This is a genomic window from Methylobacterium sp. FF17 (assembly GCF_025813715.1).
Lineage (GTDB): Bacteria > Pseudomonadota > Alphaproteobacteria > Rhizobiales > Beijerinckiaceae > Methylobacterium > Methylobacterium flocculans.
The window spans coordinates 422,225-438,208 of the sequence record NZ_CP107532.1 but is presented as its reverse complement, the minus strand read 5'-3'; the positions used below and the strand labels follow the sequence as shown (position 1 = coordinate 438,208).

Annotated in this window: 9 protein-coding genes; 5 read left to right on the top strand and 4 right to left on the bottom strand. The window is 72.0% G+C overall.

Translation table 11 applies throughout. The features are described 5' to 3' along the window. Positions 1–56: 56 nt before the first annotated feature. Positions 57–8,339: an apolipoprotein A-IV repeat region-like domain-containing protein gene (locus OF380_RS01915; RefSeq protein WP_264049109.1), complete on the bottom strand. Its 8,283-nt coding sequence runs from the start codon at positions 8,337–8,339 to the stop codon at positions 57–59. 303 nt (positions 8,340–8,642) lie between these two features. Here OF380_RS01915 and OF380_RS01910 point away from each other — a divergent pair, with 303 nt between their 5' ends. Further along, positions 8,643–8,984: an Hpt domain-containing protein gene (locus OF380_RS01910; RefSeq protein WP_264049108.1), complete on the top strand. Its 342-nt coding sequence runs from the start codon at positions 8,643–8,645 to the stop codon at positions 8,982–8,984. Positions 8,985–9,189: 205 nt separating this feature from the next. Continuing rightward, positions 9,190–9,510 (top strand): 2Fe-2S iron-sulfur cluster-binding protein, encoded by a 321-nt coding sequence (locus OF380_RS01905; RefSeq protein ID WP_264049107.1) that lies wholly within the window; start codon positions 9,190–9,192, stop codon positions 9,508–9,510. Here OF380_RS01905 and OF380_RS01900 read toward each other — a convergent pair. Both OF380_RS01900 and OF380_RS01895 read right to left on the bottom strand, forming a co-directional pair. Further along, the gene (locus tag OF380_RS01900) at positions 9,485–9,937 is read right to left on the bottom strand and encodes a bleomycin resistance protein (protein ID WP_264049106.1); all 453 of its coding nucleotides are present in this window, start codon (positions 9,935–9,937) and stop codon (positions 9,485–9,487) included. The genes OF380_RS01905 and OF380_RS01900 overlap by 26 nt on opposite strands. A 41-nt stretch (positions 9,938–9,978) precedes the next feature. Next, on the bottom strand, positions 9,979–11,154 hold the full coding sequence (locus OF380_RS01895; RefSeq protein ID WP_264049105.1) for a vWA domain-containing protein: 1,176 nt from the start codon (positions 11,152–11,154) through the stop codon (positions 9,979–9,981). A gap of 263 nt (positions 11,155–11,417) precedes the next feature. On the opposite strand from OF380_RS01895, the gene OF380_RS01890 reads away from it, so the two are divergent. Then, positions 11,418–11,912: a hypothetical protein gene (locus OF380_RS01890; RefSeq protein ID WP_264051149.1), complete on the top strand. Its 495-nt coding sequence runs from the start codon at positions 11,418–11,420 to the stop codon at positions 11,910–11,912. A gap of 21 nt (positions 11,913–11,933) precedes the next feature. Here OF380_RS01890 and OF380_RS01885 read toward each other — a convergent pair whose 3' ends face one another. Next, positions 11,934–13,778: a cation:proton antiporter domain-containing protein gene (locus OF380_RS01885; RefSeq protein ID WP_264049104.1), complete on the bottom strand. Its 1,845-nt coding sequence runs from the start codon at positions 13,776–13,778 to the stop codon at positions 11,934–11,936. Positions 13,779–14,048: 270 nt separating this feature from the next. Here OF380_RS01885 and OF380_RS01880 point away from each other — a divergent pair, with 270 nt between their 5' ends. Next, positions 14,049–15,287: an ATPase gene (locus OF380_RS01880; protein ID WP_264049103.1), complete on the top strand. Its 1,239-nt coding sequence runs from the start codon at positions 14,049–14,051 to the stop codon at positions 15,285–15,287. Further along, on the top strand, positions 15,284–15,934 hold the full coding sequence (locus OF380_RS01875) for a hypothetical protein (RefSeq protein ID WP_264049102.1): 651 nt from the start codon (positions 15,284–15,286) through the stop codon (positions 15,932–15,934). Before OF380_RS01880 ends, OF380_RS01875 begins: the two co-directional genes overlap by 4 nt. The last annotated feature ends 50 nt before the right edge of the window (positions 15,935–15,984 follow it).

Here is a 15,984-nt window from a genome sequence, read left to right as displayed (position 1 = left end):
AAAAACCCCGCCCCCCATGAGGGGAGGCGGGGTTGTCTTGCCCGAGCTGGCCGGTCCTACGCGCCGTCGAAGCGGCCGCTGGCATGGGCCAGCATCGTGTAGACCTTGCCCGTCTCGGAGGTGAGGTAGGCATCCGCCCGCGAGGAGTCGCGGTCGTTCTTCGAGACGTCGCCGAGCAGGCGCTCGAACTCGCCGACGTAGCGGTCCACCGTGCGCCGGAAATCGGCGTCGGCGGCGTAGCGGCGGCGGACTTCCTCGAAGGTCTGCTTGCCCTGCGCGGTGTAGATCCGGCTGTCGAACAGGTCCGGCTCACCCCGGCGATAGCGCTCCCAGAGATCCACCGCCGTCTGGTGGTCGATCATCTTGGCGATGTCGCTGGAGATCGTCTCCAGGGCGGTACGCCCGCGCTCGGCCGCGTTCACCTGCGCCTCGTTCGGGGCCTTGGCGGCCGGCGGCGCCTCGACATCGTCGTCGAGGGAGGCGCGGGTCAGGAGATCGGAGAGCCAGCCTCGGTTCTCCGCGCCCCGGGCGTCCGGCCGCGCCGCACCCGGGCGCATGACCTCGCCCGTGCGGGTGGCGGGGGCCGGGACCACGTTGATGGTCTGGCCCGGCCGGGCGGCGGGCGCCGCCTTCTGGGCCGGGGCCGCGACCTTGGCGGGTGCCGCCGCGGCGGGCTTTGCCGGGGCGGGCTTCGCCGGAGCCGAAGCCTCGGGGGGCGCATCCGGCCGGCGGGGCTCGGAGACCTGGGGCGCCACCGCGTCCACGGCCCGGCCCGAACGCTGGACCAGGGTCGAGAGCTCGGTCAGTGCCTTCAGCTGCTCGGAGACCACCCGGCGCATCTCGCCGGTGGCATCCTGCGTCTCGCGCGGGATTTCCAGCACGCCGCGCTGGAGGTCGGCCCGCGTGGCGTCGAGTTCACGCCGGATCTCGGCCGCCATCGCGTGCAGGCTCGTGACCGATTCGCCGAAGCGGGTGGAGGCGGTCTCGAACACCGACATCATCTGCCGCGAGGCAGCCTCGATCGCCGTCTGCACGGCCTGGGCGGTGCGCGCGCCCTCGGTATCCGCGTCGGCGCGCAGGCCCTCGAAGGCCCGCGTGACGCTGGCGCCCGCTCCGGAGGCGGTCTCGGACAGCCTAGTGCCGAGCGCCCGTGCCCGCTCCTCGGCGGCCCGCAGGGTCTCGCCGATCATCGCGTCGAAGCGCGCCGTCTGGGCCTCGAGGGTGCCGGAGCGCTCCTCGATGCGCGCCAGCACGCCGGCGATCGCCGCCTCGCGCTCCGCGAGGCGCTCGGACAGATGGCCCTCTGCCCCGGCGAGGTGGTCGGCCGCGCCCTCGAGCCGGCCCGCCGCCTGCGCCAGGGTACCCGCATGGTTCTGCCCGATCTCGCTCAGGGTGCGTCCACGGGCGTCGAGGGAGGCCGCCAGTTCGGCGGCGTCCTGCAGGGCGCCTTCGGCCACGGCCTTCAGCAGATCGACCTGCTCGGCGACACCGGCGCTGGCGCGCGCGGTCTCGCCGGTCACGGCGGCCAGCGTCTCGCGGATCTCCGTGATCCGGCCCGTCAGGCTGGTCTCGATGCCGACGAAGCTCTCGCCGGTGCCTTCCAGGAGATTGCGCAGGGCGCCGTTGGCGTGGTCCACGCGCTCCATCACCGTCGCGAGCTCGCGGCTCATCTGCTCGCTGGCGTTGGACAGCGTGGCGATGGCCCGGGCCGCGCCGCCGTCGATGGCCGAGACCAGCGCCTCGGCCGAGGCCCGCGACTGGGCGGCCAGGGCGTCGGTGCGCTCGCGGATCGCATCGAGCAGGGGAGCGCCGCTCTCCCGCAGGCTGCGTTCGATGGCGTCGCCGCGCAGGGCGAGGGCTTCGACGAGCTCGGTCGCAGGTCCCTCGACGATGGCGCGCAGGCGCTCCGATTGGTCGGTGAGGGAGGTCACCACGGCACCGCCGCGGCCGTCCAGGGTCTCGAGCAGCGCGCCGCCGCGCTCCTCGATGGCACGGGTGATCGTCTCCGCGCTCTCCGCCAGGCGGCGGGCGAGGGACTGGCCGCGCGCCTCCACGAGGCTGGCCAGAGCGGTCGAGCGCCGGTCGAAGGCGTCGGTCATCGCGCTGTTGCGGCCGTCGATCAGCGTGGCGACGGCCTCGTTGCGCTGGTCGAGGGCGGAGGCCAGCGCCTGGGCATGGGCCTCGGCGAGCGCCGCGTGACGGCCGACGCGCTCGTCGAAGGCCGACAGCATGGCGGCGGTGCGCTCGTCGACCAGGGCCGCATAGGCGTCCTGGCGGTCATCGAAGGCGGAGGCGAGGGCGTCGCCGCGCGAGGCCACGAGCGTCGCGAACACCTTCATCCGGTTGTCGATCCGGTTGGTGAAGGCGGCCGCGCGGCCGTCCACGCTCTCGGCGAGGGCGGTGCCCTGGGCCTCGATCGTCCGGGCGAAGGCCGCCGCACGGGCATCCACGACGCTGTCGAGGGCGGACAGGCGCTCGTCGAAGATCGTCGCGAGGGCACGGCCCCGGGTCTCGGTCTGCTCGGCGAGCGCGCTCGCGCGGTGATCGACGGTCTCGTCCAGGGCCTTCAGACGCGCGTCGAAGACGGTGACCAGCCCCTGGGTGCGCGCCTCGACGCGTTCGGCGAGGGTGTCGACCCGGCCGTCCACGAGGCGCTCGAGGTTGCCGAGGCGCTCGTCGAAGAAGCCCGCCAACGCATGGACCTGGGTCTCGGTCTGGGCCGCGAGGGCGCCCGAGCGGTTGTCCACGGCGTCGTCCAGGGCGCGCAGGCGGTCGTCGAACACCGAGACGAGGGAGCGCGTGCGCTCGTCGACCCGGTCGGCGAGGGTGCCGGCGCGGCCTTCCACCAGCGCCTCGAGGGCGGACAGGCGCTCGTCGAAGATCGCCACCAGGGCGCGGGTGCGCTCCGCGGCCTGGGCCGCGAGGGCGTCGGCCCGGCCGTCCACGGCCGCGTCGAGGCCCTGGATCCGCTCGTCGACAGCGGCGACGAGGGACTGGGTGCGCGCCTCGACGCGGTCCGCGAGGGTGCCGGCCCGGCCGTCCACCAGGGCCTCGAGGGCGCGCAGGCTCTCCTCGAAGATCGTCACGAGAGTCCGGGTGCGGTCCTCGGCCTGGGCGGCCAGGGTCTCGGAGCGGTTCGCCACGAGGCCGTCGAGGCTGCGCAGGCGCTCCTCGAACAGCGCGACGAGGGCCTGGCTGACGGCCTCGGCCTGGGTCCGCAGGCCACCGGCGCGGTCGTCTACCATCCGGTCCAGGGCACCGACACGGCCGTCGACGAGGGCGACCAGGGCCTGGGCGCGGGCATCGACCTCGTCGGTCAGGGTGGCGGTGCGGTGATCCACGAGCTGGTCGAGAGCGCCGATCCGCTCGTCGAACAGGGTGATGAGTCGCTGCGTGCGGGCATCGACCCGGTCGGTCAGGCTGTCGGCGCGGCGGTCGACCAGGCCGTCGAGGGCCGCCAGGACCTCGTCGAACAGGGCGCGCAGGCCCTGGGCGCGGGTATCGAGCGCCTGGGCGAGATGCGTGCCGCGGCCCTCCACGATGCCTTCGAGGGCACCGATGCGGTCGTCGAACAGGGTGGCCAGGGTCTCGGCGCGGCTGTCGAGGCTCTCGGTGAGCTGCGCGCCGCGGCCGTCCACGAGCTGGCCGAGGAGGCCGATGCGGTGGTCGAACAGGCTGGCGAGCGCCCGGGTGCGAGAGTCCACCGCCTCGGCCATCGCGTCGCTGCGACGTTCCACGATCTCCTCGATGGTGCCGATCCGCTGGTCGAGCTGCGCCACCAGGGACTGGGCCTGCTGGCCGACGCTCTCGGCGAGACGGTCGCCGCGCTGGTCCACCAGCGTGTCGAGCACGCCGATCTGCCGGTCGAAGGTGGTGGTCAGGTCGCGGGTGCGGTCCTCGACCCGCCCGACGAGGGCGGCGCCGCGCTGGCCCACGACCTCGTCCAGGGCGCCGAGGCGCTGGTCGAAGGTCTCGGCCAGGGCCCGGGTCCGGGCCTCCACCGCATCGGCGAGGCTGCCGCCGCGCCGTTCCACGACCTCGTCGAGGTGGTCGATGCGCTCGTCGAAGAGGCTCGCCAGGGCGCGGGTGCGCGCCTCGACGGCTTCCGTGGCACTGCCGAGGCTCGCCGCGATGGTGTCGACCAGGGCGCGACCGCGCTGGTCGAGGTTCTCGTGCAGCGGCGCGATGCGCTCGTTGAAGTGGCTACCCATGCTGCTGGCATGGGTGTCGAGGAGGGCGCGGATCTCGCCCGTGCGGTCGTCGAGGAGCTGGTGCACCGTGCGCACGCCCTCGTCCAGCAGGGAGCTGATGTCCGAGGTGCGGCGGTCGAGGGTGGTGCCGAGGCGGCCCTCGCCCTCGGTGAGCTGGCGCTCGGCCTCCGCAACCATGGTGCGCAGGCGCGCCAGGATCGACTCGCTGCGCTGCTCCAGCACTTCGCCGAGGGAGTTGCTGCCGATGTCGAACAGGCGCGCGAGTTCGGTGATGCGGCCACCCAGGGCGCCGAACACGGCACGGCCCTTCTCGTCGAGTTCGGTGGCCATCGCCGCCGTGCGGGCGTCGATGAGGCGCGCGAGTTCGTCGGCGCGCGAGGAGAAGGCCTCGCGGATCGCGACGGTCTGGCCGTCGAGGGCCGCGTTCGCGCCGCTGGTGCGGTCGGCGATCATGTCCACGAGTTCGCGGGTGCGGTTGGCGAGATCCTCGTCCACCGCGCGGGTCCGGCTCTCGATCAGGCGGATCGCCTCGAAGGCCTGCGCCCCGAAGGATTCCTCGATGAGACGGCTGCGCTCTTCCAGCGCGGTACCGATCGCCTCCAGGCGGCCGATCACGCCGGCGTCGAAGCGCCCGGCACCCTCGTCCAGGCGGCGGGTGAGATCGAGGGTCTGCTCGTCGAGGCGGCGGCCGATCTCGGCCACGCGCTCGCCGAGGGCATCGCCGAGGCCGGCGCTGCGCGCGGCGATGTCGAGGGCCATGCCGTCGGCGCGGGCGTCGAGGGTCGAGACGAGGTCGCGGCTGCCCTCGACCATGGTCCGGGCGATCTCGGCGGTACGCACGATCAGGGCCTCGTTGAGGGCCGTGGCGCGGCTGCCGAGGTGTCCGTCGATCTGGGCGACGAGGGTGGCGAAGGTCTCGCCGATCTCGGCGGAGCGACGCAGGGAGCGCTCCTCGAGGGCGCCGAGCTGGGTCTCGACCAGGTCCTGCGCCTCACGGGTGCGCTCGGCGATGGTCTCGGCCACGGCGCGGCCCTGGACGGTGATGACGCGGTCCATCTCCTCCAGGCGCCCCGACACCGTCTCGCTGAGGGCGGTGGTGTCGCGGGAGATCCGGTCGGCGAGGATGTCGCCGCGGGCGATGGTCTCCTGCAGGGTGGCGAGGCGGTCGGTCAGCACGCGGTCGATCGCCTCGGAGCGGGAGGCGGCGGTGTCGGTGAAGGTCGCCCCGCTCCGGGTGAGGGCGTCGTTGACCCGAGCGCCCTGCGCGGTGACGGCGAGGACGATGTCGCGGCCGGTATTGGCGAGCTGGGCCTGGGCCTCCTGGGCCTGGGCGGCGATGAGGTCGCCGAGGGTCCGGCCGTGGTCGCCGAAGGTGGTCTCGAGGTCGCGGACCCGTGCCGCGAGATCGCCGCCGAGGCCTTCGGTGGCGCGGGCGATGGTGCCGGCGGCCTCGTCGGCGCGACGGGCCAGTTCAGCGTTGACCGCCTCGAGGGTCTGGCGCAGGGCCTCGATGGAGGCCTCGGCGCGGTCTCCAACGGAGCCGCCGGCCCCGTCCGCCGCGCGGCGCAGGAGTTCGGCCGCTTCAGCGGTCCGGGCGGCGAGGTCGCCCGAGGCGGCCGCGACGTGGCGCTCGAAGATCTGAACGGCCTCGACGGTGCGGGCCTCCAGTTCTCCGGTGGCGCTGGCGGAGGCGCGGCGCAGGGCCTGCGCGGCCTCGGTGGTCCCGGCACCGAGGACCACGGTGGTCTCCTCCGCGCTGCGGCGGACGCTCGCGACGGCCTCGGCGGCCCGGGTCTCGAAGGTCTGACCGAGGGCGCTCAGGGCACCGTCGAGGGTTTCGGCGGCCTCGCGGGTGCGCAGGGCCACGAGGTCGCCGACGCGGTCCCCGGTGGCGCCGAGGGTGGATTCCAGTCCCTGGCCCTGGACCGCGATGGTCTCGTGCAGGCGACCCGCAACGGTCTCGATGCGGTCGGCGAGCGCGCCGCCATGCTGGTCAACGGCCGCTGCGAGGCCCTCGACGCTGCGCAGGAGGTCGTCGCGCACCGCGCCGGCCCGGTTGCCGAAGGTCTCCACGATGGCGCTCGCGGCCAGAGCTAGGGCCGCCTGGGCCTCGCGGCCGCTGGCGTCGATGCGCTCGGAGACGTTGCCGCCCTCGGCGGCCAGGGTCTCGTTGAGGCGCGCCGCCACGGCCGCGATGCGCTCGGCCAGGACGCCGCCGCGCGCGTCGAGCTCGGTGGTGATGGCCTCCACCGAACCGACGAGGTTTTCGCGCAGCGCATCCGCGCGCGCTCCGAAGGCGTCGACGAGGCTGCCGGTGGTCTCGGTCAGGGTCGCGTGGGTGTCGCGGCCGCGCGCCTCGATGAGGCTCGCCACGTCGGTGCCCTGGACCGTGATGGTGTCGTGCAGGCGGGCGGCCACCGTCTCGATGCGCTCCGCCAGGGCGCCGCCGCGCGCGTCGATGCCGCTGGCGATGTCCTCGACCGAGCGGATCAGGTCGTCGCGCACGCCGGCGGCGCGGGTGCCGAAAGTCTCCACGATGCCGCTGGCGGCCAGCGCCAGACCGGCCTGGGCCTCGCGGCCGCGGGTCTCGATGAGCTCGGAGACGCCGGTGCCGGCGGTCTCGAGTTCGCTGCGCAGGGCATCGCCCCGGGCGGCGATCTCGCGGGTGAGGGTGGCGCCGGTCTCGGCGAAATGCAGGCGCAGGGCGTCGCCGGTCTCGGCGAAGCGGGCGGTGATCTCGCCGCCCGTGGAGGAGAATTGCTGCGTCAGTTCGGTGCCGCGCGCCAGGAAGGCGTCCTCCAGGCCACGGGCGGACGTCTCAAAGGTCTGGCGGACCTCGCCGCCCTGGCGGTTCAGGGCGTCGATGACCTCGGCGCCGGTCTGCGCCAGGGTGCGGGCGACCTGACCGGCATTCTCGGCCAGCGTCGTGGTGAGGATGCCGCCGGTGCGCTCGAAGGCGCGGGTGACCTCGTCGGCGCGGGCCTCGAGGGACTGGGTGAGTGCGGTACCGACTTCGGCGAGGCTGCCGCGCACGCCGTCGCTGGTGGCGGTGAGCCGCTGGACGAGGTCGTCGCCCCGGCCGGAGACCAGTTCGACCACGCGTTCGCCGGCCTCTCCGAGGGCGGCGGTGATGGTGTCGCCGCGCTGCCCCAGCGCCGTGGTGATGGCCTCGCCGCGCGCGTCGAGGGCGCCGGTGACCCGGTCGCCCGCGCCGTTGACCGCCGAGACGATGCGCTCGGCCGCGCCGTCGAGTTCCGCCGTCAGGCTCTGGTGGGTACCCGCGATGGCGCCGCGCACGCGCTCGGCATTGGCGACGATGGATTCGCGCTGGGCGACCAGTTCGTCGACCAGGGAGCGGATGCGGATCTCGTTGTCGGAATAGGCCCGTTCCAGGGTGGCGATCTCGCTGCGCACCAGGGTTTCGAGCTCACCGGCGCGGGCCAGGGCGCGCTCGACGCCATCGCCCACGGCCGCGACCTCGCGGCGCACCGTCTGCGACATGGTGAGGACAGCGTCTGTGGAGAAGTTCTCGGGCTCGGCGAGGCGGATCGCCACCTCGCCGACGGCACGCGCGACGAGGCGCATTTCCTGCGCGCGGACCGCGAGCATCGCCATGATGGCGAACAGCACGACGGGACCGACGAGGGCCGTGGCGGCCACCGCCCCCTGGATCGCCGTCAGGCCGTGGAAGAAGCCGCGCAGGTCGCCGCCGGACTGGATCCAGGCGAGCGCGAGGAGGCCCGCGACCCAGAGGGCGCCGGCGCCCGCCGCGATGAGGTACGGCGTGCGCGACGGCCGGACCCGGAGGGTCTGCTGGAGGATGCCGATGTTCTGGCGGTCGTCGTTCGCGACCATCGAACGGTCGGGCGGCAGCAGACCACCCTCCCGGCGGGGGCGGCTGCGGTCCGGCGGCGGCAGGTCCGAGGCGAGCGGCTGGTCGAGGTCGAGGCGGGGCGGGGCGAGACGGCCACTGGGATCGCGCAAGGGATCGCCGTCACCGACGTCCGGAAGGCGCGGTTCGACGCGGGCCTCGTCCTCGCCGCGCGCGAACGCGTCGAGGTTGAGCGCCTGCTCGATGGCCGAAAGAGCCGCCTCGGCCGGATCCTTGAGCTTCTTTTCGGTGGCCATGCAACGCCTCGTTACGCGCATCCTCGATCGCCGGCCGCGCCCGGCGAGCAAGGATATTTTTACCAATTTACCAAGGAACTTTAGACTTCGGCACGAGGCCCGGATACCCGAGCCCGCCGCTGCGCCCAAAAAACCTTAACGGAATGGTTACCAAGCCTGGGGCCGGAACCGCGCCGTCGTCTTTCCGCATGATGCCTCAACGCTTAAGCGGAAGCGAACGCGACGCGGCCTCGGCTGTGGATAGTCCGGACGGCCCCAGGGCGGACGGGCTCGGGGCATCACGCTTTCGGGATGGAGACGGGCTTGCAGGATCCGGACGCGACACCGCTCCTCGACCGGGCATACCTGGCGCAACAGACCTTCGACGACGCGGCGCTCGCGCGCGAGCTCCTGGACCTGTTCGCCGGGCAGTGCCGGCGCCTGCTACCGGGCATCGTGGACCGGAGCCTGGCCGACCCGGAGCGTGCCGACCTCGCCCATACCCTGAAGGGGTCCGCCCTCGGGATCGGGGCGCTGCGGATCGCGCGACTGTCTGCGGCGATCGAGGACGCGCTGCGGGCCGGCGCCGCGCCGGGGGAGGGTGCCGAAGAGGCGCTCACGGAGGCGGTGGCAGCGACCCTGGCGGTGGTGTCGCCCGCGTCCTGATGTCCGGGTCCCGGTGTCCGGGTCCGGACCTCGCGTCGCGGGTATGGAACGGCGCGGCCTCTCCGGCGTAAGCGCAGGATTGTACGCCCGTTGGGTGAGCGCGCTTGCATTCGGGAGGCTGCCCCTTCAAGGCAGTCCGGCCCACTGAGGCAGTCTTGCGCCGCACAACCGGCCAACCTCCTGTTGTACGAGCCCGGAGCCCCCGATGCCCAAGATCACCTACGTCGACCACGCCGGAACGGCCAGGACCGTGGAGGCCGACGTGGGGTCGACCGTGATGGAAGCGGCGATCCGCAACAACGTGCCGGGCATCGATGCGGAGTGCGGCGGTGCCTGCGCCTGCGCGACCTGCCACGTCTACGTGGACGCCGAATGGGCCGGGATCGTCGGCCCCGCCGAGGCGATGGAACAGGACATGCTCGACTTCGCCTCCGACGTGCGCGCGACCTCGCGCCTGTGCTGCCAGATCCGCATCACCCCCGAGCTCGACGGCCTCAGCGTCACGACGCCGGCACGCCAGGGTTGAGGGGTCGTGCCCCGAGGGGTTGGCTGAAGCGCAGAAGGTAGCCGTCCGGATCCTGGACCAGGAACTGACGGCAGCCGATCTCCTCCCCTCCGAGGCGATACCAGGCGTCGTGGCAGGGCCGGAACAGCGGCCAGGCCCGCGCCGCGAGGCGTTCGAGGATGGGATCGACCGAGGCGACCTCGATCTGGAGGTTGATCCCGCGTCCGAACGGCGGGTCCAGCGGCCCGGTGCTCCAGTTGCCGTTGATCGCATTCAGCATCACCTGCGCGCCCGCGCGCTCCAGATAGGCGAAGGCCGATTCCGGACGCGCATAGGCCACGGCGAAGCCGAGGGCGGAAACCCAGAATTCGAGGCTGGCGCCGAGGTCCCGGACGTCGAGTTCGGGGATGAGGGGTGCGAAGCCGCCCGCCGGTCTACTGTCCTGCATCGACCGTACTCCCATGGGGTTAGAGGCCGGCGAGATCCCGCTCACCGCACCAGGGCCCGCATCCCGGCGTCGATGCCTTCGAGGTTGAGCGGGAACATGCGGTCGTTCATCAACCGGCGGACCATGCCGATGGATTGCGTGTAGGCCCATTGCTCCGGCGGGACCGGGTTCAGCCAGACCGCCTTCGGAAAGCGCTCTAGGATGCGGTTGAGCCAGACCTCGCCCGGCTCCTCGTTCCAATGCTCCACCGAGCCGCCCGCCATGGCGATCTCGTAGGGGCTCATCGCGGCGTCGCCGACGAAGACGACGCGGTAGTCGGGCGGGTAGGTGCGCAGCACGTCGAGGAGCGGGAGCGTCTCGTCGTGCCGGCGGCGGTTCTCCTGCCACACGCGCTCGTAGGGGCAGTTGTGGAAGTAGAAGTGCTCGAAGTGCTTGAACTCCGAGCGGGCGGCGGAGAACAGCTCCTCGGCCAGCGCCACGTGCCAGTCCATCGAGCCGCCGACATCGAGGAAGAGCAGCACCTTCACCGCGTTGCGCCGCTCGGGGCGCAGCTTCACGTCGAGGTAGCCCTTGGCGGCGGTCTCCCGGATGGTCCCGTCGAGGTCGAGTTCGTCGGCCGCCCCCGTGCGGGCGAAGCGGCGCAGGCGCCGGAGCGCCACGCGCATGTTGCGGGTGCCGAGCTCCACCGTGTCGTCGAGGTCCTTGAATTCGCGCTTGTCCCAGACCTTCACCGCGCGGTAGTTGCGGTTGCCGTCCTGGCCGATGCGGATGCCCTCCGGGTTGTAGCCGTAGGCGCCGAAGGGGGAGGTGCCGCCGGTCCCGATCCACTTGTTGCCGCCCTGGTGCCGGTCCCGCTGCTCGGCCAGCCGCTCCTTCAGGGTCTCGAACAGCTTGTCCCAGCCGAGCGCCTGCAGCTCGGCCTTCTCGGCCTCGGTCAGGTACTTCTCGGCGAGCTTGCGCAGCCATTCCTCGGGGATCGCGCTGGGGGCGGCGGCCTCGCCGAGGGTCTCGACGCCCCGGAACACCGTGCCGAACACCCGGTCGAAGCGGTCGAGGTTGCGCTCGTCCTTCACCAGGGCGGTGCGAGCGAGGAGGTAGAACTCCTCCACCCGCTTCTGCGCCAGGTCGCGGTCGAGGGCCTCCAGCAGCGTCAGGAACTCCCGCAGGGTGACGGGAATCTTGGCCTCGCGCAGGGCGGTGAAGAACGAGAGCAGCATGGTCCGACAACGCGGGAAGCCACGCCCCGGGTCAAGTCGCGCTCCGGGAGCCGTCACCGTTCGAGGAACTGGGTATAACTTCCGATTCCTGTTGATATCCCACTGTGCTGGTCGTTCTCAGCACAGGGACTTGTCATCGAGATCGAACATCGTGCCAGCACAGTGTCGTGCAGGTCAGATCAGGACGTATCAGTCAGGGCAGGACATCATTCAAGGCAGGACATCGGAATAAAGGTCTTCGGATCGCATCGGGGGTGACCGACATGGCGCTGGTGCTGCGCTCGCTGAGCGACTTCAAGCGGTTCCTCGCCGAACCGGGTGCCACGATTCAGGTGGTGCGCAACACCTTCATCGAGCGCCAGCCCGCCTCCTTCGGGGAGGCCTACCGTGCCAAGGGGATGTACGAGCCGCGTACGATTCGCGCCGTCTCGAAGAAGGCGGCGATCTTCTCGGTGCAGGGCCACCCGACCACGATCTGGCTCTACTGGGACAAGGGAACGCGCAAGTGGCGCTTCCACGAGGACACCGTCGCGATCCCCCTCGACACCGGCCTCGGGCCGCCCGACGAGATCATCTACCGCTGCAGCTACGCACCGGGCACCGGCCCCGACGCCCGCCCGCAGCCCCGGCGCGCCAGCCCGAGGCCGCCCAAACCGCCCGACGCGGTCCGGCCGCCTGCGCGCAAGACCGTGCCCGCCACGCCGAACCCGCTGCCATCCCCCCGGATGCCGGCGCGCGGCCAGGGCCGTCTGCTCTGAATCGCGCCGGACCCGTCGCTCTCAGGCGCTCTTGACCACCGGCTTGGCCTCGTCCTTCGGCGACGCGCCCTCGCGCGGCTCCGCGCCCTTGCCCACGGTGCGCCGTGCCCGGAAGGCCGGACGGACCTCGCTCTCCTTCCGGCGCAGCATCGCCCGGTACTCGTCCCGACGCTCGTGGATCGAGGCGATCACGAGGCCCATCGGCACGCCCACATCGACCAGCACCGCCTCCGAGAGCTGGAGGGAGGCCTCGATGGTCTCCGGCACGGCATCGTCGACGCCCATCTCGTAGAGGGCGGTGGCATGGCGCGCGTCGCGGGCGCGGGCCACGATGGTGATGTCGGCCCGCTCGGCCCGCGCGGCCTCCACCACGGCCTCAACGGCACGCGGGTTGTCCAGGGTCACGACGAGGGCGCGGGCATGGGCGATGTCGCAGCGCCGCAGCAGTTCCGGATTGGCCGAATCCCCGAAATAGACCGGGTTGCCGAGGCGGCGATGCTCGGAGACGCGGGCGGCATCCGCGTCGAGGGCGAGGTAGGGGATCTTGTGCCGCGCCAGCATCTCGCCGACGAGGCGACCGACCCGGCCGTAGCCCGCGATGATGACGCGATTCTGCTGCCGGTCGGGTGCCGGCTCCGCCCGGGCACGGCCGAGCTGCGCGGCGCTCATGCGCTTGCCGAGGCGCCGCGCGAGGACGGCGAGCGCGGGAATCGCGATCATCGTCACGGTGGTGACGATGAGAGCGGCCTGTCCCACCTCCTCGGGCACCAGCCCACCGGCGAGCGCCCCGCCGATCAGCACGAAGGCGAACTCGCCGCCGGGGCCGAGCAGCAGCGCCGCCTCGATCGCCACCGCCTTCGAGAGCTTCAGGAAGCGGGCGGCGGCGACGATCACCGCGCCCTTGATCAGGATGAGCGCGGCGGCGAGGCCCAGCACGGCGCCCGGGGCCGACATCAGCTGCGCCGGGTCGAGGTTCATGCCCACCGAGACGAAGAAGACGCCGAGCAGGAGCCCCTTGAAGGGGTCGATCGTCGCCTCGATGGCCCGGCGATACTCGGTTTCGGCCAGCAGCAGGCCGGCGACGAAGGCGCCCAGCGTCATCGAAAGGCCGGCGGCGGCGGCGGTGACGGCGGTGCCGATGATGACGAGGAGGCAGGCCGCCATGAAGAGTTCGGGCGAGCGCGTGCGGGCGACGAGCTGGAACAGGGGCCGCAGGGCGAGGCGCCCGACCACCACGATTACCACGATGGCGACCGCAGCCTGCGCCAGGGCCAGCGCCAGGGCGCCGCCCACGTGGCCCGCATCGCTGCGGCCCAGCACCGCGATGGCGAAGAGCACGGGGGCGACCGCGAGGTCCTGGAACAGCAGCACCGCGAAGCTGGCGCGCCCGGAGGGGGTGTTCAGGCGCTTCTGGTCGGCGAGCACCGGCAGCACGATGGCGGTGGACGAGAGGGCCAGCGCGAGACCGACGATGGCGGCGGCGGCCATCGGTACCGACAGGGCGATCAGGATGACGGCGATGACGACAGAGGAGGCGAGCACCTGGATCGAGCCGAGCCCGAAGACGAGGCGCCGCAGGGTGCGCAGGCGCTCCCAGGACAGTTCGACGCCGATCATGAACATCAGGAAGATCACGCCGAACTCGGCGAGATGCGCGATCTCCGCCCGGTTGGCGATGGTGAAGGTCGAGACCCAGTGATGGCCCTCCGCGAAGCGCCCGAGCCCGAAGGGACCGAGGAGGGCGCCCGCCCCGATGAAACCCAGCACCGGACTGATGCGCAGGCGATGGAACAACGGCACCACCACGCCCGCGGTGACGAGGAACAGGATCGCTTCCTTGTAGGAGCCGGCGTGAACGTCCGTCATCGGTTCGGGCAAGCTCCTGGGATCGCGGGTGGGACGCCACGACGCGGGGTCACGGTGGCGGTCCTGCCAGCGACCATGGGCGCTGGCGCCGTCCCGGCGCAACCACGTTCACACGCGGAATTGCGAAATCCGCCGGTTGCGACCATTGGGACAGGGAGACCGTGCTGCTAAGCACGGCGACGCGGCGCAAAAACGGCACAATATGCGCATAGGCAATATGTTGATGGTCCGTTAAGCGCGCCGCGTCGCGTCATGAGACATGAGTACACCATGCGAAAGACGCCGCCCAACCGGGACGTGCAGCGGGAAGCCCGAGACTGGCGCCGGGAAACCGACCGGTGGGTCCACGAGCGTGACGTCGAGAAGGGCTACCGCATCAAGTGGGGCTATGTCGGCATCGCCTACCTCGTCGAGTTCATGGTCATCGGCGCCTCCCTGTGGGGCGCCTGGCTGTTCGCCGGGGTCTACAGCGACGGCGATTCGAAGGCGTTCTACTTCATGCTGCTGGCGCCGCTGGTCTACGCGGCGGTGGAACTCTGCCGCGTGCCGCTCGGCATCCTGGCGCGGACGCAGCGCTCCTACGTCATCCGCATGCTGGCGGTGATCGGCATCATCTTCGCGGCGGGCGTGACCACGAAGTCGGTGTCGCAGCTCGGCGAGATGATGTTCCATCCCCGCCTCATGGACGCCGCCAAGGCCAAGACCGCCCTGAAGGACGCCCAGGCCGATCGCGGCACCATCGACAACCGCATCTCCGCCGCGGATGCCCGCGTCGCGCAATACACCACCGAACTCGACCAGATCGAGAAGCGCGCGGCCGAGAACGCGAGCCAGCTCGCCGGCCTGCCGCCGCAGCGCTGCGAGCGCGTCTACGGCACCAACAGCCGGGGGCAGCGCTACTCGAACATGAAGTGCGTCACCGACCCGCGCACCGCTACCCTGAACGCCAGCGTCGCCAAGGCCGGCACGGACCGGGGCGGGGTGACGAAGCTTCTCGAGGAGGCCCGCAAGGCCCGGGGTGAGCTCGACCGGGGCGCGGCCGAGCGCAAGGTCGCCGATGCGGAGCAGACCTATCGCAACGCGGTCAACCGCTCGCAGCTGCATTCCTTCACCGCCATGGTCTACGGCGTCGATCCGATCGACGTGAGCGAGGCCCAGGTCCATGCCTTCCTGCGCATCTTCGTGTTCGTGCCGGCCCTCTGCGCGGCCTTCGCCTCCACGATCCTGGCGCTCTGCGCCGTCTCGGTGCGCTCGACCTTCATGGACGAGGACGACCTCGGCGCCACCGTCGACCCGGCGGCGACCCCCTACATGCTGGATTCGATCACCGGCGCACTGCGCGCGGAGATGGCCTTGAACCAGGCCCGCACCGCACCCGATGAGCCGGCGGCGGCACCCGTCGCACCCGGCGTCGCGCCCGCGGCGCAGGCGGCACCGCCCGGCGGCGCGGTGATCCCGATCGACCGGCGCGCCCCGGCCCAGGCCGTCGGCGCGGGAGCCGGCGCATGAGCATCCACACGCCCGGCACGCCCGAGAACGTCGTCCTCGCCCAGAGCGTGAACGGCCGCCTCCGCGCGGAGGCGCGGATCGTCGCCGCCCGCGCCTTCCTGTTCCGATCCCTCGGGGCCGGCGCCTTCCTGCTGCTGGCCGGCATGGGCGTCGGGGCGGCCTCCTACGGCTACGCCTACATGAACCAGTTCGACTCGGCCGCCGAGAAGATCGCCGCCGCCATGCAGGCGGCCCTGTCGGACGTCACCCTGAAGACCAAGGGTGAGGTCACGCTCACCGACAACGTGCTCAAGCTCGAAGGCGCACTGCCCAAGGCAGGCGGGGCGCCGACGCCCACCAAGGCGCAGCTCGGCAACGACGCCGCGCCGGCCTCGAAGGCACCGGTCAACACCACCTTCACGGTGTTCAAGCAGGTGCCCTACATGGACGGCCAGATCGTCACCGGCTGGAACTTCCGCGCCAACGAGGACCAGCCCTTCCAGCAATACTGCTACTTCTCCCGTCGCCAGAACGAGCAGAAGGGCCAGGTCGAGATCAAGATCGACCTCGCCATGGACGGCAAGACCCTGCCGCAGCCCCAGAAATCCGACGTGAACCTCGGCATCCTGGCCTCGAACTGCGTCTGGCACGACGGGAAGACACTGTAGGGAAGGCGCTAGGGAATACGCTCCGAGCGGAGCTGGATAGGGCTTGGCCG